General features: G+C 43.9%; 21 protein-coding genes and 1 pseudogene. 8 read left to right on the top strand and 14 right to left on the bottom strand.

The window, feature by feature from the left end:
• Positions 1 to 164 precede the first annotated feature (164 nt).
• The 4 genes from MKZ07_RS23005 to MKZ07_RS23020 all read right to left on the bottom strand — a co-directional run bounded on the left by MKZ07_RS23005 (position 165) and on the right by MKZ07_RS23020 (position 2,800).
• Positions 165 to 1,079 carry an NAD(P)-dependent alcohol dehydrogenase gene (locus MKZ07_RS23005; RefSeq protein ID WP_036695796.1) on the bottom strand — a complete coding sequence of 305 codons (915 nt, stop codon included), beginning with the start codon at positions 1,077 to 1,079 and terminating at the stop codon, positions 165 to 167.
• A 14-nt stretch (positions 1,080 to 1,093) separates the two neighbouring features.
• On the bottom strand, positions 1,094 to 1,330 hold the full coding sequence (locus MKZ07_RS23010; RefSeq protein ID WP_036695797.1) for a helix-turn-helix transcriptional regulator: 237 nt from the start codon (positions 1,328 to 1,330) through the stop codon (positions 1,094 to 1,096).
• A 1-nt stretch (position 1,331) separates the two neighbouring features.
• Positions 1,332 to 1,778: a hypothetical protein gene (locus tag MKZ07_RS23015; protein WP_036695800.1), complete on the bottom strand. Its 447-nt coding sequence runs from the start codon at positions 1,776 to 1,778 to the stop codon at positions 1,332 to 1,334.
• Between the two features lie 116 nt (positions 1,779 to 1,894).
• The gene (locus MKZ07_RS23020) at positions 1,895 to 2,800 is read right to left on the bottom strand and encodes a helix-turn-helix transcriptional regulator (protein ID WP_143804265.1); all 906 of its coding nucleotides are present in this window, start codon (positions 2,798 to 2,800) and stop codon (positions 1,895 to 1,897) included.
• 72 nt (positions 2,801 to 2,872) lie between these two features.
• On the opposite strand from MKZ07_RS23020, the gene MKZ07_RS23025 reads away from it, so the two are divergent.
• Positions 2,873 to 3,406 (top strand): dihydrofolate reductase family protein, encoded by a 534-nt coding sequence (locus MKZ07_RS23025; RefSeq protein WP_036695805.1) that lies wholly within the window; start codon positions 2,873 to 2,875, stop codon positions 3,404 to 3,406.
• 110 nt (positions 3,407 to 3,516) lie between these two features.
• On the opposite strand, the gene MKZ07_RS23030 is transcribed toward MKZ07_RS23025, so the two are convergent.
• Entirely contained in the window at positions 3,517 to 4,629 is a 1,113-nt protein-coding gene (locus MKZ07_RS23030) for a serine hydrolase domain-containing protein (protein WP_051493624.1), read from the bottom strand.
• A 158-nt stretch (positions 4,630 to 4,787) separates the two neighbouring features.
• On the opposite strand from MKZ07_RS23030, the gene MKZ07_RS23035 reads away from it, so the two are divergent.
• Positions 4,788 to 5,720, top strand: a complete 933-nt coding sequence (locus MKZ07_RS23035; protein WP_036695808.1) for an AraC family transcriptional regulator — start codon at positions 4,788 to 4,790, stop codon at positions 5,718 to 5,720.
• A gap of 256 nt (positions 5,721 to 5,976) precedes the next feature.
• On the opposite strand, the gene MKZ07_RS23040 is transcribed toward MKZ07_RS23035, so the two are convergent.
• Entirely contained in the window at positions 5,977 to 6,441 is a 465-nt protein-coding gene (locus MKZ07_RS23040) for a hypothetical protein (RefSeq protein ID WP_051493626.1), read from the bottom strand.
• 172 nt (positions 6,442 to 6,613) lie between these two features.
• On the opposite strand from MKZ07_RS23040, the gene MKZ07_RS23045 reads away from it, so the two are divergent.
• Positions 6,614 to 7,456 (top strand): sialate O-acetylesterase, encoded by an 843-nt coding sequence (locus MKZ07_RS23045; protein WP_036695810.1) that lies wholly within the window; start codon positions 6,614 to 6,616, stop codon positions 7,454 to 7,456.
• Between the two features lie 181 nt (positions 7,457 to 7,637).
• Here MKZ07_RS23045 and MKZ07_RS23050 read toward each other — a convergent pair whose 3' ends face one another.
• Both MKZ07_RS23050 and MKZ07_RS23055 read right to left on the bottom strand, forming a co-directional pair.
• Positions 7,638 to 7,772, bottom strand: a complete 135-nt coding sequence (locus MKZ07_RS23050) for a hypothetical protein (protein ID WP_305954377.1) — start codon at positions 7,770 to 7,772, stop codon at positions 7,638 to 7,640.
• Positions 7,773 to 7,903: 131 nt separating this feature from the next.
• On the bottom strand, positions 7,904 to 8,719 hold the full coding sequence (locus tag MKZ07_RS23055; protein WP_036695812.1) for a GNAT family N-acetyltransferase: 816 nt from the start codon (positions 8,717 to 8,719) through the stop codon (positions 7,904 to 7,906).
• A 422-nt stretch (positions 8,720 to 9,141) separates the two neighbouring features.
• Here MKZ07_RS23055 and MKZ07_RS23060 point away from each other — a divergent pair, with 422 nt between their 5' ends.
• Positions 9,142 to 10,671: an S-layer homology domain-containing protein gene (locus MKZ07_RS23060; protein WP_341027691.1), complete on the top strand. Its 1,530-nt coding sequence runs from the start codon at positions 9,142 to 9,144 to the stop codon at positions 10,669 to 10,671.
• A gap of 261 nt (positions 10,672 to 10,932) precedes the next feature.
• Positions 10,933 to 11,262 carry a MerR family DNA-binding protein gene (locus MKZ07_RS23065; protein WP_268748821.1) on the top strand — a complete coding sequence of 110 codons (330 nt, stop codon included), beginning with the start codon at positions 10,933 to 10,935 and terminating at the stop codon, positions 11,260 to 11,262.
• A gap of 293 nt (positions 11,263 to 11,555) precedes the next feature.
• Here MKZ07_RS23065 and MKZ07_RS23070 read toward each other — a convergent pair whose 3' ends face one another.
• Positions 11,556 to 12,500, bottom strand: coding sequence for an alpha/beta fold hydrolase (locus MKZ07_RS23070; protein WP_036699730.1), 945 nt, complete (start codon positions 12,498 to 12,500; stop codon positions 11,556 to 11,558).
• A 102-nt stretch (positions 12,501 to 12,602) separates the two neighbouring features.
• On the opposite strand from MKZ07_RS23070, the gene MKZ07_RS23075 reads away from it, so the two are divergent.
• On the top strand, positions 12,603 to 13,514 hold the full coding sequence (locus tag MKZ07_RS23075) for a helix-turn-helix transcriptional regulator (protein ID WP_036699732.1): 912 nt from the start codon (positions 12,603 to 12,605) through the stop codon (positions 13,512 to 13,514).
• 253 nt (positions 13,515 to 13,767) lie between these two features.
• Here the strand turns inward: MKZ07_RS23075 and MKZ07_RS23080 are convergent, their stop codons facing one another.
• On the bottom strand, positions 13,768 to 14,049 hold the full coding sequence (locus MKZ07_RS23080) for a VOC family protein (RefSeq protein ID WP_084649065.1): 282 nt from the start codon (positions 14,047 to 14,049) through the stop codon (positions 13,768 to 13,770).
• A gap of 203 nt (positions 14,050 to 14,252) precedes the next feature.
• On the opposite strand from MKZ07_RS23080, the gene MKZ07_RS23085 reads away from it, so the two are divergent.
• Positions 14,253 to 14,387: a hypothetical protein gene (locus MKZ07_RS23085; RefSeq protein WP_268748820.1), complete on the top strand. Its 135-nt coding sequence runs from the start codon at positions 14,253 to 14,255 to the stop codon at positions 14,385 to 14,387.
• A 165-nt stretch (positions 14,388 to 14,552) separates the two neighbouring features.
• Here the strand turns inward: MKZ07_RS23085 and MKZ07_RS23090 are convergent, their stop codons facing one another.
• On the bottom strand, positions 14,553 to 15,488 hold the full coding sequence (locus MKZ07_RS23090) for a hypothetical protein (protein ID WP_036699734.1): 936 nt from the start codon (positions 15,486 to 15,488) through the stop codon (positions 14,553 to 14,555).
• 154 nt (positions 15,489 to 15,642) lie between these two features.
• Positions 15,643 to 15,846: pseudogene (locus MKZ07_RS23095) on the bottom strand (AraC family transcriptional regulator); the annotation flags it as partial.
• A gap of 344 nt (positions 15,847 to 16,190) precedes the next feature.
• Here MKZ07_RS23095 and MKZ07_RS23100 point away from each other — a divergent pair.
• On the top strand, positions 16,191 to 17,075 hold the full coding sequence (locus tag MKZ07_RS23100; RefSeq protein ID WP_036699735.1) for a GNAT family N-acetyltransferase: 885 nt from the start codon (positions 16,191 to 16,193) through the stop codon (positions 17,073 to 17,075).
• 692 nt (positions 17,076 to 17,767) lie between these two features.
• Here MKZ07_RS23100 and MKZ07_RS23105 read toward each other — a convergent pair.
• Positions 17,768 to 18,121, bottom strand: a complete 354-nt coding sequence (locus MKZ07_RS23105) for an AAA family ATPase (RefSeq protein ID WP_341027695.1) — start codon at positions 18,119 to 18,121, stop codon at positions 17,768 to 17,770.
• A 1,225-nt stretch (positions 18,122 to 19,346) separates the two neighbouring features.
• Positions 19,347 to 20,183: a hypothetical protein gene (locus tag MKZ07_RS23110; protein ID WP_341027696.1), complete on the bottom strand. Its 837-nt coding sequence runs from the start codon at positions 20,181 to 20,183 to the stop codon at positions 19,347 to 19,349.
• Positions 20,184 to 20,490: the final 307 nt, after the last annotated feature.

Raw genomic sequence — 20,490 nt, forward strand, 5'->3', positions numbered from 1 at the left:
AATATATCATAGCTACCACGTAAAAGTAAGGTGAATTTTGTCGAATAATGTTAATAAATACATTTTATATAAAACTATAATAGTAAGCGCTTTAAATTTGACATTCGGATAACATACCATAACAGCTCAAAGGGAGTGTTCTCACACTCCCTTTGAGCTGCTTCTTAGGATAGGGAACTTACAGTAATGACGACATTCCCCTTCTTATGTTTTTGTTCGACATAACGATGGGCATCCGGAATTTGTTCCAGCGAATAGCATCTATCAATAACAGGCTTAAGGGTACCGGCCTCAAGCTGCTCTTGGAGGAAGATAAGATCTTCAACGCGAGGCTTGTGTGACATATCCACACTCACATACGTCCCGTTCGTACGCAGGGCTTTTTTGAATGCCGATTTTTTGATTTTCGATATCGTTTGCCCGACGGCATCAAAGATCAGATCATAGCTTTCTTCATGCGCCATAAACTTCTGTTTCGTATAATCTATGACCCGATCGGCTCCTATAGATCTTACCAGCTCAAGATTAGCAGTACTGCATACCCCTGTTACATCTGCCCCATAATATTTGGCAAGCTGGACCGCATAAGTTCCCACACTTCCAGAGGCTCCATAAATAAGCACCTTCATTCCGCTCGCGATGTTCCCCTTCCTTAGAAAGTTCAGCGCGGTGAGCCCCCCGACGGGAACAGCAGCAGCCTGCTCATAGCTCACATTGACCGGCTTCATGACCACCAGTCCATCTTCAGGCAGACATTTGTACTCGGCATATGCACCGAAGCCGAAACCACAAGACGCAAATATTTGATCGCCAATCTTAAAGCGTGTTACATTTTTGCCTGCGGCTTCAACTTCCCCGGCTAACTCAAACCCCAATATCGTTACCTTTTTGGGCCTTAAGAGACCATTGTACAATCTTGCAAGGAACGGGGCGGCCTTTCGCATACGCCAGTCCCCCGCTGTTACCGTTGCCGCATAGATTCTGACAAGTACTTCGTTATCCTTCGGTGCAGGTTTCTCTAGCTCCTTCAGGTGAAGCACATCAGGCGAACCGTATTTGGCATATACCATTGCTCTCATCCTTTACCCCCTATCTATTTCCCACTTGGCTCCTCTGAATTTCCCCCGTAAAAGAATACCTCTTCGAGCGGCAAGTTAAAGGTGCGGGCTATACGAAAGGCCAACTCCAGTGAAGGAGAGTAATTTCCTTTTTCGAGAGCTACGATCGTTTGTCTGGTTACACCTGCCTTGTCGGCCAGCTGCTGCTGGGTCATTTCATTAAGATCGAATCGTAATTTTCTGATGTAATTGCCAACAAGAACTTTGCCCATCTTAGACTCCTCTCCTGTAGTAATACAGTCTCGATATTGAACCGGTTACGTCTGACAGAAATCCAGCGGCGATTAGGATGATGAACATTACCTTCAAAGGCTGGTCTATAACCAATGAGCCCATAGCCAATAGGAAGCCACTGACAAACATAGCAAATGAATTTCGGAGGGCCAACAAGTCAATGCGCTTATCCAGTTCGTCCGCGAATGCAGGTTCCTTTTCACCTGTCGTCATGCGGAAGATGATGTTAAAAACAATGCTGATCACGATATGTGCCGCGATGGAAACCAAGGTCAATACAAGAATGAAGGAACCCCAGTAATGGAAGGTTACTTTTGAATCCAACACTTCATTTGGATACTGCGGGTACCTGTACAGCAAATACACTGTAAAAATGAGCAGGGTGCTGATTAGCGATACGATGCTCTTCTTTTCCTGATAAGTCATGTATGACACCGCCTTTAGTATAGTTCACTAAACATAATGTATACCAAACCATACACCATGTCAACTTTATCATACAAAAAAACGTCAACACCCCAAGAAAATGGATATTGAGTATGTTATGAATACTGACTTATAGTCTTCTCCAGCAACTCTCTGACACATTCCTGCAACTCCCTTGGAGAGACCACCTTCACTTCCGGTCCGTATGCAAGCAGCTTCTGCGCCGTGAACGGGAACTCTTCCACAGGAATAAGGCCCCGCCATTCCCTGTCCAGAACTGAAGCGAATACCCAGTCCGACTCCGCCAGCCTTACGCCCATATCTGTAAAATGTAATATGACCTCGGTGCTATCCCTGGTCTCCCCGGCCTTCATCCATGCTGCGAGCGTTGGAAGTGACTCCTCTATTCGGTGAGGCCCTTCCTCCAGCTTCTCCATCCGATCGACCCGATACAGGCGAATCTCACCCTGCTTGCTGGCGGGCATATACCAATACCCTTGTTCATAATAGATCCCGAGCGGATAGACCTGCACATTCTTCTTGCCGCTGCGGGAATGATAAGCAAATGAAATCTCTCTCTTCTCCACGGCTGCACCTAACACCTGGGTCGTTAACGGCGCTGGGCGTATCGAAGAGTGCTGAAGAACGGCAAGATGCTGCTTCGAACGCCTAATCAGATCCCGCACATCATCCGGCAATCCGGAATAATATTGATCTGCCAGTTGAGCCCGGATGATTCCATAGGGAAAATCCGGAATATGCTCCAAATATTCAATCATCAGGAACAATCCCAACGCCTCGTGCTGTGTTAATTGAAGGGGTGGCAAAATCCGGTTCGGCAGCACCCGGTACCCCCCGTGTATGCCTACCTCCGAATACAGAGGAACCCCCATCTGCTGCAGATAATCCAGATCGCGTTGGATCGTCCTTAGCGATACTCCGAATCGTTCCGCCAGCTGGCGGGCCGTAAATTTGGTCCTTGAATCCAATGTCCGCATAATTTCCAGTCTTCGATTAATCAATGGCTTCACCTAACTACGTCATATTTTGTCATAGTTCAAGTGTATCATTGAATCTAGAAGGGAGCGATAACAATGTCAAAACATAAAGTTGTGCTATACATCGCTATGAGTCTGGATGGTTACATCGCAAAGCCCGATGGCTCTGTCGATTGGTTGTATGAGATCGAAGGGAATGGAGGGGATAACGGGTATAGTGAATTCTATGGAACTGTGGGAAGCGTAGTGATGGGGCGGAATACTTATGAAGAGGTGCTGAAGCTAGCCGATGAATTCCCCTATGCAGATAAACCGGCTTTTGTCCTTACGCGTTCCGGGCAATCTCCTGCGCCACATGTTGTTTTTACAGGCGAATCCATTGACCGGCTTATCCCCCGGTTACAACAAACCTCAGAAGGCAAGGTCTGGATTGTAGGCGGTGGATTGCTTGTCCAGAGCGTCCTGAAGCTTCAATTGCTGGATGAGCTCCAAATTGCGCTTATTCCCACCATTCTGGGAGAAGGCATTCCCTTATTCCCTGCCGGAACAGTGCCAGAGAATCTAACTTTAACCCATTCCGAGAGAATGGGTCAGATCGTGATGCTTCATTATCAAACACTTGGGTCATAATTGCGAAATTAAAGAGTATTCGTGTGGGTGCCCTTTAATTGTGGTATAAATTCAAATGTCAACGTTGATTGGAGTCTCAATAAAACAGCGGCAGGCTAGGACTATGTCCTCTATTTGTTCTTCACCGCTTTAACCAAGCTCTCGATAAACTGAATAGGAAGGGTGGTATCCCGGGGATTCCCGGTGGCAGCCGAGTTCACGACGATCACTAGATCCAGGTCGGGTACGATGGTCAGATATTGGCCGGCATAACCCATACCAAAAACTGCCTCGTGCCCGCCGTACTGATTCATCCACCAATGGTGGCCATATTCGCCGAAAAACACATTTCCCTCCGAATGCCGAGAGGTCGATTCCCGGATCCATGCTTCCGAGACGATGCGCTTGCCATCCCATACGCCACGGTTAAGCACCAATTGGCCAATCTTGGCCAGATCCCTTGGCTTCATCTTCAGGCCGAAGCCCCCTGAATTCGAATCGTCCGGTGAATGGGGCCACTTCATGCTATCAATTCCGAGAGGACCCAACAGATGCTCCTTGGCAAAATCGAGTTCGGATTGCCCAGTCGTTTTCCTGAGAATCGCCGCCATTAATTGGGAACCGCCTGTATTGTAATTCCATATTTCACCTGGCCTAGAATCCATCGGTTGGCTGAGTACAAATTGGTTCCAGTCCTTGGTCTCCGTCATAGGCTGGATCATATAATTCCAATCAGTCCATTCCGGGAAATGTAAGCCACTTGTCATGCTGAGCAAGTGCTCTAATGTAATGGATCTCTTATCGGGTGAATCGAACAACTCCTTATATTCGGGGAAAAATGGCTCTATCGGCTCATTTATTCCTTTCAGATAACCTTTGTCGATAGCTATCCCGATCAAGAGCGATGTCACGCTCTTGGTGATCGAGTTTATAGCCAGCTTGGTATCCGACATGCCATCCTTGTAATACTCGGAGACAATTGTGCCGTCCTTAACAACTAGCATGGAGAGAACCGGCGATTCCTTGACATATTGCATCACTGCTTCGACTTCCTTGGGATCCATCTCAACCTGCTCTGGAGTGCCGATCGGCCACTCCCCGTTTGGCAAGTTGATCACCTTGGAGTTGCCGGGGGACAACGCAGGGGCTAAGGACTTTTCCGGAGAGCAAGCGGACGTGGTAAGGATCAGGCAAGCTGCCCCTGCCAACACGGCTAGCTTGGCATAACGGAATATTTCGGTCATACATGAACACACCCTTTAAGGTTATTCTTCTATCTTCCCTTATGGTAGTGTAATGGGCGTGGATCGTCTTCCAATTTCTTGCTACCCGATTAACAATTCTTGCTATAATAGAGATCGGATTTAATCAATAATGGGAATAAGGGAGGGCGGTGAAACGGATGGTGACAGCCAAAGCCTTGGAATTGGAATACCGGTACCGGGTCAACCATGTCGTCAACTACATGGAGGAGCATCTTACGGATCCATTAACCCTTAAAGAAGTGTCGGACGTGGGCGCCTTCTCCCCCTTTCACTTCCATCGGGTGTTCAAAGCGGTGATGGGTGAGAACGTGCACGGGTTTACCCGGCGGATCCGCATCGAGAAGGCAATCAAGCTACTGTTGTTCCACCCAAACCGGAGCATAACTGATATCGCCTTGGATTGTGGTATGCAAACCCCGGCCCACTTTTGCAGAGTGTTCCGCGAGCATACCGGCCTGAGTGCTTCCGAATGCCGGGACAGGTTTCCTCTCCAGACGATTGCGGAACGGTTTAGGGCCCGGTTCACCTTTGAAAAGTCCACCGAACTGTCCCGCAAGCTGGCGGAACTCCCGATTGAGATTCGGAACCTTGCTCCAATGACTGCTATCTACGCCCGGTATAGGGGAACCATCAATGAAGGAAAAATCAATTCGGACATTACGGGGCTATTTGAGCGGGTAGCCTCGTGGTTGGACGCGAGAGAAGCACTAAAAAAAGGAAGTATGACGGTCGGACTCATCCTCGACGACCCTTTCATCACGCCGGACGGCAGACACAGGTATGACGCTTGCATTACAACGGAGCAACGGATGACGCCGACTGGCGATCTGGGCATCCGGACGATTCCTGGAGGCAAATACGCCATTGTGCGGATGACCGACAGACCGGATACGGTGAAAGATCTGCTGCACCTGGTCTCCATCGAGTGGCTTCCCCTAAGCCCGTATATATGGGACGTTTCACGTCCGGCCCTAGAGATTTACTTCCCCAACTCCCTTCACCATCCGGATGGACAGTGCGAAATGGAATTCGGCATCCCGATCAAACTAAATGAAGCAAGCTTCTGGTAGCTGAACACCCTCTCGTTCCACTGCCAGCAAGGACTTCACGTCAAACTGTTCCCCCTACTTATGATACGGTTCGTAACGGTTGGAATGGCAAGTTCCGGCCCATGGAATTTTGAAAGACTCACGGATCCAATCAACTGGCCGTTTCTCTTCAAAAGTTTTAAGGCCATCCTTTACGGGATGGCCTTGTATCATTTACCGGTTCAACTTTGACTTTATCGGAAGTAGTAAATCCAATTGTACCACCTTATCGATTTCCTCATTGCTTAAATGATACTGGTTGATGTAATTCAAATGCTCTTCCTTTGAACCATACATACATCATAAACTTTTGCAACTCCATCCCCGTTTCATACTCCGGTGATTTTCCAATTACTTGGATCGAAGCCACTGGTGAAGGCGGAAGGTAAACAATCCGTACATCCTTAAGCGTGGATAAATGTTGATCTGCCTTGATCAAATCGTTCATGGATAGGTCCTCCTTGAGATTACTTTTGGATAAAGGAAGGGCTTCAACGATCTGTAGCAGAGTTTTATCCTTCCAGACTCCCGGGTTCAGCTTCACTTCGGCATGGAGCTTGAGTTGATCTACCAAGTTTTGCAGTACATTGTGAATGACAGACAATGCCGTCATTTCGCTGGATAGTTCATACATCTTTTCTTGGAACACAGCAAGTGCGATCCTGGACTCATCACTCTGCAGAATCCTTTGAATTTCCTTCAACGGAATTCTCAGCTTTATTGGATGACCGCATGTATCACTTCCGCGATAGTAAAGAAATCTTCTTGGTTTATCTCTAATTCCAGGCATAATGATCATTAATTGATTTTAGTCTAATCAGACTATATAATGACTCAATTAGCCTATATTAGTTATGTAAAGGAATGAAGATTAAATGATAAAATCATTTTTAATGTTGGGTCAATCTAATATGGCAGGCCGTGGATTTTTGCATGAAGTCGACCCTATATATAATGAAAAAATAAAAATGCTGCGTAATGGACAGTGGCAGATGATGACAGAGCCGATTAATTATGACCGTCCGGTCTCCGGAGTAAGCCTGGCGGCGTCTTTCGCCAATGCCTGGTCGAAAGCCCATTCTGACGAAGAAATTGGGTTGATTCCCTGTGCAGAAGGTGGCAGTTCTTTGAATGATTGGCATCCGGAGGGCATCCTTTTTCAGCATGCTTTGTCCGAAGCCCGCTTCGCCTTGCGGTCCAGTCAAATCTGCGGGATTCTGTGGCACCAGGGTGAGAGCGACAGTTATCAATCGCTGCATGAAACGTATTACGAGAAATTAACCCTTATCATCGAGACCCTAAGAAACGAATTGAATCTTGATGAGGTGCCGCTCATCATTGGCGGACTTGGCGATTTCCTTGGGAAGACTGGTTTTGGACAGCAAGCGACAGAGTATAGACAGATCAATGAACAATTGTTGCGCTTCGCTAACGAACAGCCACATTGTTATTTCGTAACGGCAGCAGAGTTGACCGCGAATCCTGATGGCATTCATATCAACGCGGTTTCGCAACGCAAATTTGGCTACCGCTATTTCGAAGCTTTTGCGAACAAGTGTCATGTCCTGGAGCCCCTCCCGGGCGAGGAGCAGTCACTGAAAGTGGAGCGCGACTATTCGAAAACAGAACAAATCTACCTTCATAGCATGGATTTGGCTTTGGGTAAAATCACTTACGCGGAATTCGAGGCGCAGATGGTGAAGGTTATGCAGCCTTAATCCCTTTCGCTTAAAGGGTCTATCTGCGAAAACAAAGGGCGGCCTGGAAGGCCGCCTCTGTTGTTTATACTATGAATAGATAGGCTTGCTTCATAATGATTCTTTATAATAATTCCTTCAGTACATTCTTAGCCACACGTACCTTCTCCTCATTAGCCTCACGGAGCATGCCTACCATATCCTAAATATCACGCTCTGCTGCAGTAACCATGTATTGAAACCCGCCTATCTCCCCAAGCGCCTCCTGCGACAGGCCCCGCTCTTTCCGCAGAGCACGAATCCGGGCGCCTACCTGCTTCAATAATTCCTTATCCATCACCGTGTTCACCTCTCCATGTCCAAAGTGTAGACAAGTCTCCTAAATGCGGCTCTTAAATGCTATTCTCTTATGAGCGACACACAGCACTCCACATGTGATGCATTTGGAAATCTCCATTTTTCAAGTGACTATATATTAAACCAATACACATCGTTTTGCTTTAGAAATTTAAAATTCGCTTTTTCAACAAGTTTTCTAGAAGCAAGGTTGGACTCCACACATGACCATTGGGGCAGTAACCCTCTTTCTATACATTCATTAACAAACGTTTGAGTAAGTATCTGCCCGAGACTCTTTTTTCGGTGTTCTTCCTCTGTTGCAATGTCAATTGCAATATAACGATTAAATCTGGCAGTTCCAACAATAACAGCAACAATTTTATCAACACACATGATGCAAAAAGCTAGGCTCTTATTAAAAAAGTCGTCTATGCTCTCCCAAGACCCTAGTATTCGTTCAGTAAGCATTTCTTGATTTTCAATCTTCCTCTCTTTTATCAGATTCCATAATTCAGAATTAACTTCATGTACGGAATATTGTTCAGGCAGATTAATCTGTTTAGGGTACCTCTCATTTTTTCTGTAATGAAACTCTTTTTCGCTTTGTATAGATTCGGTTGAAAACATCTCCAAAACATGTTTTCTTAAATTCTCGCTTTCAATTGAAAACTCAAAGCAGTCTATCTTTCTCAACTTTAGCAGTGGGAATAATTCTTCATAAACAAATGCTAAAATTGTGTTGTATGTCTCTTGGGATCTGATTTCACCTAAAAAAGCAAATCCCCCAACTGGATAAGAGTTTGCAATTGCAACAGTGGGATATTCAGCATTATCAACCCATAAATCTCCTTTGCACTGGCCGGCAACAATTCCCGAAAAGCTAGGACAGTGGGGAGGCGTGATCTTTTCATTCGTAATTTTGTAAAGACCATCTATTTTAATCATATTTACCCTCATCTCCTACGTATTTCTTATATTCGCGTAAGCAACACACAGCACTCCACATCTGTGGAGCATTTACGCCCCTATCCGCAGATAGAGCATTGCAGCTTCCACCCTCAATTCGATCCTCTGCTTTACCACTACTTACGATACGGTTCAGCTTAACGAGTCTATCGGCGAAAAATCAGGGCCATGGCTCTTCCGTTCCTATGCCACAAAATTTCTGAGACCGAGATTCGGCATCGATAAGAATTTTTGAGGGTTCCTGTTGAGAATGCCCAACTATCCTTAAAGTCACCAGCTGCTAAATAACCCCGGGGCGTAGAATATTTTTCATCGAAAATCTATTTAAATTTAAATTAAATGCCGATATAAGCCTTAAGTCAGATTTACACTTAAAAAAATAAATTAAGGAGCGTTTTTCTATGAAAAGGAAAGTTTCAAAATCGATTCTTCTATCGTTAGTAGCTTGCTTACTCATTCCAGGTGTAGTTGCCGCAGCAGGGGATACCTCGCCACCTACAAAGACTTCTAAAGATTTTACAGATTTGGCAGGTCTGGATGCGTCTCTTCTTGCCAAAATTGATGCATTGCTAGCCAAGGGATACATAGAAGGTAATGGCACCGACAAATTTGATATTACGGGAAACATGACGCGTGCGGAATCTGCTAAACTTGTAGCTAAAATTTTTGACTTAACCGTCCAGCCGGGAGCCAATTCGTCCTTTAAAGATGTGAACGATACGGATGCTTCTTCGGCTTGGGCAATTCCGTTTATTGAAGCGGCAAAAAAAGCTGGAATCATTAATGGCATGACGGACACCACATTTGCACCAAAGGATAACGTAACTACTGGGCAGCTTGCTACAATGCTAGTTAAGGGGTTTGGTAAAAAATCTGAGGTGCAAACGACGACTCCATGGTATCAGGGTTACTTAGATGTTGCCAAAGTGAGCGGTATTGATCTAGGCAACGATGGAGCCAAGCTTGCTACTCGCGCCGATCTTGTAGTCGGATCCTATGCAGCAACAGAAGCTATAGACAAAGCTAAAGCTGAAGCATCAGGAACAACACCAACACCAGCACCAATACCAACCCCAACCCCATTACCAGCAGTAACACCAGCACCAGCACCAGCACCAGCACCAATACCAACACCAACACCATTACCGACGCCAATACCGACGCCAACACCGACGCCAACACCAACACCAACACCAACACCAACACCAACACCAACACCAACACCAACACCAACACCAACACCAACACCAACACCAACACCAACACCAACACCAACACCAACACCAACACCAACACCAACACCAACACCAACACCAACACCAACACCAACACCAACACCAACACCAACACCAACACCAACACCAACACCAACACCAACACCATTACCATCACCATTACCAACACTATTACCAACACCATTACCAACACCATTACCAACACTATTACCAACACCATTACCGACGCCAACACCAATGACTCCACAAGCTGCGTTGGAAGCGATTAATGCTTACTATGGCCAGCCAGAGCCAAATGTCGATACGCCTGACGAATCCATATTTGACATTGCTGGAGTAACAGGTGTCACTCAATCGAACTTAATCTATATTGATTATGCATTGAGCACGGACGCGAAATCTCCATGGACCGTAACTGATATTCAAGCGATAGTTAATGAAGTTCGTGCTGGACTAGCGTTGACAGAGATCAGTAATTACTTTTGGGATCCTGGATATGCCCCTAAGCCTGACGCAACAACATTTGCCGTTGCAGGGATAACGGGAGTAACCACTAACAATTTAGACCAAGTATTGGAAGGGATTGGGTATGCCCATGATCACAGATATGAATATAACCCGCCGTTTTCTTTAACTAACAGCAATCAGCTCCAAGCTGTCGTTAACGATTTGTTGGAATACAATGAATTAACCTAGAATAATAGCGGCGTAAGGGAGGTGATCCCTACGCCGCTATTTCTTTATAAATTTGATCTTTAGGTTTGATTGGGATGACGGTACCTGGGGACAGCGCCTGCCACAGATTTATTTCGCCATACTTATATTACGGTTCACCGCGTAACCAAAACACAATTTCTTTTATGTCTTTTCCATCCGGTTCGACTTCTATCATACTTCTAGTGAATCTCGACAATCTTACTTTACCAAACGAAGCGGTGTTTTTTCTACTATGAGAAAATCGGCTTGCTGCCTTATGCGGATCGAAAACAAAATGGGCATCGGGTCTATAGTAGTGAACAGGTGCAAAGTATCCTATTTTTAACTAGACTGAAGGCCACGGGTATGACGATAGAAGAAATGAAGCGATATCGGGAGCTTTCAAGCCGCGGTACCGATGCCATTCCTGAAAAGATGTCTATGCTAGAAATTCATAAGCAAAAGATCCAAAATGAAATCTCTAGATTAATGGAGGTTCAGAAGATCATCGAATATAAATTAGATCACTATCATGAAATTATACAGGATCCGGATTTTAACGATACGGGTTGTACGCCTACTCTTAAATAGAAAAGGAAATCACTATAATCCAGGCCTAGAAATCAGGGAACTCGCCTTAGTGACAGCGGGGTTTCTTTATTTAATAGAAAACAGCAAATGCAGTGTGTAAAAACTTGCCGTTATTTATGATACGGTTCACCGCGCTAGCTGAAGCGGCAAGTTTTAGGGCCATCCTTAGTGGGGTGGCCCTTTCTTAGATCTCGCTTAATTAAACTAACGTTCCTCGATAGTGGAATACCCTATGCAAAATAAGAACGCACGTTAGTAGCATAAAAAAAGGAATTGCAAATTTGCAGTCTCAGCTAGATGGCATCCTGCTGTTTCAGCCATCTCAGAATCGCTTGGTTTGTTTCTTCCGGCTTTTCTTCCTGGATCCAATGACCGCAGTCCAGATTGACCACTTCCACATTGGGCACGAACTTCGTCAGGTTTTCAGACTTCGCAACCACATCCCGGTCGCCGTAGATCATGAGGGTCGGCTGCTGGATGATGGGGTTCGCCTCCGCCAATAAGCGCCAGTTGCGGTCAAGGTTCCTGTACCAATTTATGCTGCCCGTGAACCCTGATGTTTCAAAAGCGGAGACGTAAACGGCCAGCTCGCTTTCGCTCAATACGGGCTCACCGAGCGGTGTTTCTGCTCTGGCGAGATTGATCAACGCCATACCTGGTTCAGGTGCTCTGAGAGGCTCGTTCTTCCGATACAGGTTGCGAAGGAACCTGTATGTATTGTCTTCGAATACGGCGTCCGCGACGCCTGGCTGTCGATTGAAGTGGACGAAATAGAAATCGCCGCCAAGTATTTCTTCCATGAACTCGATCCAGGGTTTTTCTCCGCGCTCTTGGTAAGGCAAGCTCAGATTTATCACTTTATTGACGCGGTTTGGATGCAACAAGGTCAGTCCCCAAACGACGAATGCACCCCAGTCATGACCGACAAAGGTAGCGTCCTCGTATCCATAGTGATCGAGAAGCGCAATAAGATCACCCGACAAGTGTTCAATGTCATAGTCTGTTACTTCGGTCGGACGAGATGAGTTGCCGTAACCCCGCTGGTTGGGTACTATGACATGGTAGCCCGCTGCGACAAGGGCGGGCACCTGATGGCGCCAAGAAAAGGCATGCTCTGGCCAGCCGTGACAGAGGACAATGGGTTTTCCGGCATTTTGCCGGCCTGCTTCAAAAACTTCGAGTTCCACACCGTTGACTGAAATAAGGGTTGACTTGGGAAAATCGGTTGGATTAAACATGTAATGTAATTACCTCCTTCTTGTGATACATGTAGTATAATGGATAAAGGATGACATCTTATTGTCATCATTCTAAAATCATGTACAAAAAAGAGGGCCATTATGGACAAAGTGGAGAGACTCATTTCGATTATCATGATATTGCTGAAAAAAAAGGTTGTTTCTACAAGGGAATTCTCGCAGCTATTTCATGTTTCCAAAAGAACGATCCTGCGCGATATGGAAACATTAAGCTTATGCAACATTCCGATCTACTCTGTCATCGGGGTCAAAGGCGGCTTTGGCCTAATGGATGAATACAAGGTGGATAAACGCCTATTAAGCAGCTCCGATTTACAAAATATATTAACCGCGCTGGGCGGATTGGAACAACTTCTCCTTACTGAAGACGTTGAAAGAACGATAAAAAAAATAGAGGCAATGGTTAGCCCCTTGTCTCTGAATCGTTCCATTCGACTGTCGTTTTATGATTGGCAAGGTCGGTCCGAAATACTTGAAACCTTAAAGACCTGTCAAGAATCCATTTCAAAGAATAGGCTTGTTTACTTTGATTATACAGATAAAGACGGGGCTGTAACGAATAGAATGGTCGAGCCGTATGAGCTGCATTTCAGCGAATCGAGTTGGTACTTAAAAGGCTTCTGTTTGCATCGACAGGGATCTCGAACATTCAAGCTATCTAGGATCGATCATATTACGATGAATGAACGCGCTTTTCAGCCCAGAGACGATTGGCCGGAGCAAGGACATGAATCAAGTTATCTACCGCAATTCGTCACGATTAAGGCATGGATATCACCTAACATAAAAGATCAAATCATCGAAAGGTACGGTCGAAAAAGCATTGAGGACCATGGTTCCGGACTTCTATTAGCAACCCTGTATGTCCCTCAAAATCATATAGGATTTCAACTTTTAGCAAGCTTCGGTACTCATCTAAAAGTTGCGGAGCCCTTAACCTATGTAGAAGACTTTCGTAAATTTTTAGATCAAATGGTGGAGAACTATTCTTGATTAGGGGCTCGTATTGGCATATGTGACTGATGCCACATGAGTTGGGTCTTAGGCGCTTCTCATGGAATTAGTATTGAAATTTCAACCCAACTTTTCGCCGTCACTTATGATATGGTCACCGCGCTGTCTGTAACGGCAAATTTAAAGCCCCTTTTAAGATACCTTTGAGAAAATGCTTCGCAACCGTTCAAAGGGGGGGCCTCTGTCATCTTCAGATGACAAGAACACCCCTTCTTATCCTGCCTTGCAAGCACTAACCTTCTTCCTTTGGCCAACCGCCCCACGAGTTGCCCATATGTCTATCCGGGTCGTACGCTTCATGAATGTTATCCACCTGAAGTGAGATAATCGGCTGTAGCTGACCCCGGCTGTTCGTGAAGTCCAACTTCGGTACCTCCGGGCAGCCAATAAGTCCCAAACCGACACCCCCGACGTTTAGCCAAGCCTCTTGGTCGCCTGGGGCATATTCAAACGTGAATGGAATGCCAAGCATCTCCTTGTACCACCTCACGGAAGCTTCCAGATCACGAACCAATAATTAGACAACCGCATAGTTTTAACGTTGACTGCCATAAAGTAATCCTCCTTCAAATCGTTCTTCGCAATATATAACGAAAGCTACCGCGAAAAAGAAACGGGCACTGCTAAATATTTTGAAAAAAATCGATACCATATTCTGAATCAATTACCCTGACCCCTTCTAATGGGTTCATTTTCATTTTTAGGAGGCTTCTAAGTTTGAGGATCATCAAAACACAGCAGAGCGTTAACATGCTGCGCAGCGCCAGAACACTTTCGGCGGCACTCCTCGATCAGATTGAGGACTATTTCGCTTGGGACATGTTTAACAAGCTCCCCAACTTGGGAGTGTAGTGGATTTCTTTCGCTGGCCTGTACGTGACGCCGTCCGGCTCACGGTTCCGTAAACAAATACAGCTCCTGGTTAAATGCCGCGTCTCTTCGAGCTCCCTCATATTATCGTCCGCAGCCAAGCCCTGAATGTCTAAGATGGCTCTGATATTTTAGTACCGCCGAACATTACATAAATATAGCTTCTTGAAACTTAATTTCCAGCTCTGCTAAATGACTTAAAGCTTCACCTATCATACGCCAATCACCGTTTACCGCCAGCGAGTGGCACCTGCCATACACTTCTGACTGTAACAGCTTAATTTCGGCTAAACCACCATTCTCACTTCGGAAGAATTCGCTAAAGTTCAATGCACGTCTTGCCGCTACCTGAAACGCAAAATGTGTCAAATGACCCAGCAAACTAGGGTTAATATCGCCACCCAGAATATATCTCTTTAACTCTGCTATGGCATCACTTCCTATTAACCAGTTACGTTCCGAGCATTGTCCTTCTATATCGTTATAAACTTGTCTGAAATACCGGATAGCCTCAACGCATATTTCCTGATGATTCGGGTGCTTAACTCGTTTGGGGGCACACCAGTAATGATAGGTCATATCATGTGGATACAATCGGTATTGAAGATGACTTGTTTTACTTGCTTTTATCAAGTCTTCCATTGGAAGCATTGCATAAGGATATCCTGCAGGGTCATGGAGTCTAACCACTCCATTCTCTACCCCAAAAGCCAGCACATAATGATCGCAACCATGTAGATAACTATGATTAGGCATATATCTTAAATAACCCATATCCAACGGTCCTAGCAATACTGGATGTTGTTTGATTGCAGTTGTAAGTATTCCTTCAATATTTGAACTATCTATGCTTGAATATTCGGTAATGGTGAATCCCAGTATGTCCAGTGCCTTGCTTACTCCGATATGTGGAACGCCGTTCGAAAAGAATACCATGTTGTCCTCTTTAAACCAGAGCGCTCCAAGTCCAACGCCAGACAAGACTTCAATAGATTCCGCAGGTATTCTTTCCCCCACAGTGTCAAGAAGCATGGAAGTGGAATTGGAATAACAATACGCCCCATTTCCTATATAGGTAAACATGAATTTATCCTCCTTCCTCAATTAGCAGACAATAATTACATTTCATTTACCGCTGACCGAGTTCCCGTATTGCCTCTTCGGCAGATTTTACAGATGAAAAAACGCAATAAGCGTATTCGCAAAAGCAAGTAAGGAAAGGAAGCGATAAATTTATTGTCTGCAGTTCGAATGCCGCCAATGTCAACCGTCGATGTCGAATGTACTCCGATAAAGATAAGCCAGTAATAAATGGAAACATTCTTTAAAAAAGATAGGTGAAGCAGCAGGCTCTCTGTGCTATTTCATCTAATGAAATAGTGTCCACTAGATTTGTTTCGATATATTCCATGGCACTATTCATCCTGTCCAACCAATCCATCGTATTCCCTCCCTTCAAGGTAATTTTATCGGAAATAAAAAATGAATACCTTGCAATTTCTGCACGAAAAAGTCAGCAAAAAACTTGCCCTCATGTATGATACAGTTCGGCGTAACATCTGTAGGGTACTTATGATACGGTTCACCGCAATAGCTGAAGGGGCAAGTTTTATTTAATATGTTCTTTGCATAGATTTATAATGATTTTTTCGATACCATATTTTGTATAAACGTAAAAGGGGACCTATAAAGTGAACATTACTATTTCCTATTCCAATCCTAAAGAATTGTTCAGGCTCATCCTTCCAGCACAAATGATCTATTATTATACCCCGGAGGTAAAACATGAAGACCACGTTAAGAAGGTATAGATTACTTTCTGATTTCGAAAGAGTCTCTCAGTTCATGCGATTAAACTTCAAGAAGTATCAGTTGGGAGGTAATGTCCCACAACCTTTTTGGGAATATGCGCATACGCATCCCTATTTCAACCATTCTCTAACACACCGGTTTGGCATATGGGAGGAGAATGATGAAATTGTAGGTGTAGCTTGCTATGAAATGAACATTGGCGAATGCTACTTTTCAACCAAAAAAGGATACGACTTTTTAAAACAAGAAATGCTTGAATATGCAGAGACAGAACTATCCAAGAGATCAGCTGATCAATACAGCCTCGATGTTAGGGTATACGATTATGAAGAACCACTAATCAAATCACTAGTCCAAAAAGGATATCACAAGACATACAGTGAGCCGATCCGAGTTTACAATTTCAGTTCAGGTTTTTCCAAGCGCACCTTACCCGAGGGATTTACACTCATCACTTTAGAAAACGAAAATGACCTACGTAAAATTAACGATGTCATCTGGCGGGGATTTGATCATGGAGACGAACCGGACGATGACCTTGATTCCAGGCTGCTCATGCAGAGTGGTCCTCATTTCAGAAAGGACCTTACCGCAATTATTAAAGCCCCCAATGGAGAGTACGCCTGTTTTGCCGGAATGTGGGTGGATGGTGTGAACGATTTTGCATATCTTGAACCCCTTGCTACAGATCCGCGATATCGCGGTTTAGGGCTGGCAACTGTAGCCGTAACCGAGCTAATGAAGCGCACGGAAGCATTAGGAGCTACTTATTGTTTCGGAGGCGCTCCCGACTTTTATCCCAAAATTGGTTTTGAAACGGCCTGCCACCGGGAAATGTGGTCGAAAGCATGGTCCTAAATCCTTGTAATACATCGGCATAGTCGCATCCTACCCGAACTCAGATATTGTGGGAGGGAGGGCTGCTACCTATGCCATTCCGATTCTGCCAATCGGCCTAACCCTAACTGGAGCTCTTGATTCCACACAGTTGGGGCCTTAAGTAAATGGCTGAGCTGTCATTGTGTTCTAGATGATCGCCTTTCACAACATTACTGGCCTCCGTCCACTCTCAGCATCATCCTCTTTTCCTGATATCTGCTTTGCTGCACCTTATTCCTGGAGCTAAACAGATTTTCTAGCCAATTGTGGCTTCAACTATCTTTTCCCCAAAAACTTGCCCCTACTTGTGATACGGTTCACCGTGCTAGCTGAAGCGGCAAGTTTTTGACTACAAAGCAATTATGAAGTCACATAAAAAGTGATAAGACCATACCTTATTCGGCGACCTTATCACTTTTTATTTTAGAATGTATAATTTTCTACCTTATATGAATACTCTTAAGGAATTCTAATCAATCTCCTTTGTATCTTGTTCCAGTGCCTTTTGGTTTGAAGGTTTATTAAACTTTCAATTTTGTCATTCTCTTTAAATACCAGATGGGCCCTTTTGGAGTAAGAAATAAAGTTACCATGACCCTTGTAGTTATACCCCAAATGTGTGTATAAAGAATACAATTTTCTTCGGCCAATCTTCCTTCCTGTTTTTATACTCAATTTATTAATTTTCTCAATTTTTTATAGGTTCTATGGTAATACTCCTGTACCTTGGGAAGACCAGTTAGTTCTGAAATTTTATCGTTCACTCTCTCTGAGAGATGAAATTTAGCCTCAATAAAAATTGGTTTTTTCTTGAGAGCACGAATTATATGATATTCGTCGCGAGGATAATCTTGAATAGCATTTATTTCCCCATCTTTTGCAGGATTTAATTTCCACAATGGAACAAGCAAATTAGTCTTACCTGATTCATTTGTACCTATAAATGCTGTTACATCAGATATGTTGATCCAACCGCTATCTTCAACAGAACGAAATTGCTTAACTCTAAAACTGACTAATTTCATTTGAAACCACCTTTGCTTTTTCATATGTATGATACAAGGAGGTCTTACTCTTTAGCCGAATACTTTTTGGACAACTAGATACATAAGTCCATTGTACCAGTCAGGTGTCAATATTTTCTAGTGCTTAATCTCTTTCTTAGCCCAGTTCAAAGCTTTTTGATCTACTTCAGACCTTTACTGGTCACAAAATCATGTTTTCTTATAAATTCTGTTCGTTACAGAGATATTGAACTCAATGGAGGTTCGCGGCAGTGGTATCCATTTGTAGACCCTTCTGATCCTTCTAAGGGCGAAATCCTTGAATTGTTGGGCGACATTTATGGTGAATCGAACAAGTATTTGCAGTTCAATTCTTGCGATTCCTATAGCATGAAGCCTAATTCCTACACCGATGACTCCAAGAGCTATGAAAATGAAGATAATGAAGAGTCGCCCATTCAATACCCCAGACGACTAAAAATCTGGAAGTCCGCTAAATAGAATATTGATGTTATTTGTTTACAAGGAATATGTAGATGCCAGTATTTCCGGTAAATCCATGGGCAAGCGCCCTGCCCTTCAGGACATCGAGAGCGGCAAGATACGCGTGGTTTGGGTAGTATATCTTCCTTCTACATTTGGAGGGGGCTTTGAAGTAAATAGAAAAACTTAATCGTTACATCTATAAAACCAAACAAACTCGTAGAAGCCCGTTTACGCACCGTTCCAACCAGAGGGGGGGGGGGGGGGGGGGGGGGGGGGGGGGGGGGGGGGGGGGGGGGGGGGGGGGGGGGGGGCCCCCCCCCCCCCCCCCCCCCCCCCCCCCCCCACTCTTTCGGTTGGCATGCTGTAAATACAGGCTCCTACGAGCTTTTTATTATTAGGTCTAATATTTGTCTCGGCCATGAGATATTGTAGTTCACTCCCCAGCAAAGTGCCTTCTTTCTTTAATATCTGGATACAGATTCCAGAGTAGTTCTTTAATAAAAATCACCGCCAGTCTTCACTTATGTTTTGTAACACTGCCCTTATTATATTTCTAACAATACAACAGGGCGATACATCTTCAAAAAAGGACAGTTTCTTTTGAGGAAAAAGTAGAAATTATAAATTCCAAAAAAGCAAAAATTTAATTTGTCTGTATCAGTTCAGTCAACCTTATGAAAGTTCACTTTTCTCCACATGAACGCTATCTGGCCACAAGTCATGTCCTATGATAGAAACACAGGCTAATGCAAGTTAAATATTATGCCCCGCTTACAGTTCTAATACTGAATTTCGCAGCATAATAAGCATAAGCAATAATGATAACTATTATAATTACACCAATATACCATTGCCCCCAAAGTGCTAAAAGGATTGGTACAATTATAAATAATCCAAATATGATCCAGTTTTTAGATGAGTGTTTAAACCTTTTCTTTAACAGGACCTCCGAAAGGATTAAATCAAGTACTAATAGGAAAAAAATTCCTGAAATTAAGATTGATATTAAAAACACTTTTTGAGTCCATTCATCAGTAACCGCAATGGTTCCGACAACTAAAACTGTTATCAGTAAAATAAGCAAATTTATTGCCGTATGAAACAACGGTTCAAACAAGGAAACAAGCTTAGTTTTATAATAAACTTCTATAAATTCCATCATTCCACCGTTATTTCTATATGTAACTGAATCATACTGCGTTCTCTTTAGTTTTAATACTTCATCCTTTACTTTCTGATGCAATTCTTTAAGCTTTCTAATTCTATCCCCTTCTACCTCCTCTTCAGTCTCCACCCAATAATAGTAATCTTTTAATAATTCATAAGGTAAATATGAACTTGATTTGGTAATACATTCATCAAGTGATGTCGATACTATATTTTCCCGTAATATTTTCCGAATCGTTACTTCAAGCTCAGAATATACTTCTATTGCTTTCTCTGTTTTTCCTATTGTACTTTTTTGATTCTCAATTAAATATGCCCGGAACTGTTTGTACATCCAAATGGATACAAGGGATATTAGGATATAAAACATTGCCAACGGCGAGTTTGGAAAGAATGCTTTTATCGCAGATACTAAAAAACTTTCACTCATTTTGTTCCCCCTAACATAATTTTTATTTGTGTATCATTTATGTAGACAGTGTTCTATAGTTTCAGAGCAATATTAGTTTACTTTTATATAGTCCGTCATGTAACATTCCACTACGGATATTGACAATATAGTCGCCCCATCGATTCACAAATCAATAAATTCGTTGAGAATATAATGAAAGGAAGAGGGGGTGCGCACCCCCTCTTCCTTTCAAGCTTACTGAAACAGCTTATGAATAAGCACAATGATTAATTCAGCAGTTACGCTGATCACTACGCCCGTTATTAGTTGCTCCAATAAGCTATTC

The sequence above is a fragment of the Paenibacillus sp. FSL P4-0338 genome, from assembly GCF_038002365.1.
GTDB lineage: Bacteria > Bacillota > Bacilli > Paenibacillales > Paenibacillaceae > Paenibacillus_AQ.

Excerpts from the sequence above, each read along its gene's own strand:
- MKZ07_RS23105 (WP_341027695.1), bottom strand. The coding sequence starts at position 18,121 with ATGAAATTAGTCAGTTTTAGAGTTAAGCAATTTCGTTCTGTTGAAGAT.
- MKZ07_RS23100 (WP_036699735.1), top strand. The coding sequence starts at position 16,191 with ATGAAGACCACGTTAAGAAGGTATAGATTACTTTCTGATTTCGAAAGA.
- MKZ07_RS23070 (WP_036699730.1), bottom strand. The coding sequence starts at position 12,500 with ATGTTTAATCCAACCGATTTTCCCAAGTCAACCCTTATTTCAGTCAAC.
- MKZ07_RS23035 (WP_036695808.1), top strand. The coding sequence starts at position 4,788 with ATGGTGACAGCCAAAGCCTTGGAATTGGAATACCGGTACCGGGTCAAC.
- MKZ07_RS23005 (WP_036695796.1), bottom strand. The coding sequence starts at position 1,079 with ATGAGAGCAATGGTATATGCCAAATACGGTTCGCCTGATGTGCTTCAC.
- MKZ07_RS23060 (WP_341027691.1), top strand. The coding sequence starts at position 9,142 with ATGAAAAGGAAAGTTTCAAAATCGATTCTTCTATCGTTAGTAGCTTGC.
- MKZ07_RS23050 (WP_305954377.1), bottom strand. The coding sequence starts at position 7,772 with ATGGATAAGGAATTATTGAAGCAGGTAGGCGCCCGGATTCGTGCTCTG.
- MKZ07_RS23045 (WP_036695810.1), top strand. The coding sequence starts at position 6,614 with ATGATAAAATCATTTTTAATGTTGGGTCAATCTAATATGGCAGGCCGT.
- MKZ07_RS23015 (WP_036695800.1), bottom strand. The coding sequence starts at position 1,778 with ATGACTTATCAGGAAAAGAAGAGCATCGTATCGCTAATCAGCACCCTG.
- MKZ07_RS23025 (WP_036695805.1), top strand. The coding sequence starts at position 2,873 with ATGTCAAAACATAAAGTTGTGCTATACATCGCTATGAGTCTGGATGGT.
- MKZ07_RS23010 (WP_036695797.1), bottom strand. The coding sequence starts at position 1,330 with ATGGGCAAAGTTCTTGTTGGCAATTACATCAGAAAATTACGATTCGAT.
- MKZ07_RS23030 (WP_051493624.1), bottom strand. The coding sequence starts at position 4,629 with ATGACCGAAATATTCCGTTATGCCAAGCTAGCCGTGTTGGCAGGGGCA.
- MKZ07_RS23110 (WP_341027696.1), bottom strand. The coding sequence starts at position 20,183 with ATGAGTGAAAGTTTTTTAGTATCTGCGATAAAAGCATTCTTTCCAAAC.
- MKZ07_RS23075 (WP_036699732.1), top strand. The coding sequence starts at position 12,603 with ATGGACAAAGTGGAGAGACTCATTTCGATTATCATGATATTGCTGAAA.
- MKZ07_RS23055 (WP_036695812.1), bottom strand. The coding sequence starts at position 8,719 with ATGATTAAAATAGATGGTCTTTACAAAATTACGAATGAAAAGATCACG.
- MKZ07_RS23090 (WP_036699734.1), bottom strand. The coding sequence starts at position 15,488 with ATGTTTACCTATATAGGAAATGGGGCGTATTGTTATTCCAATTCCACT.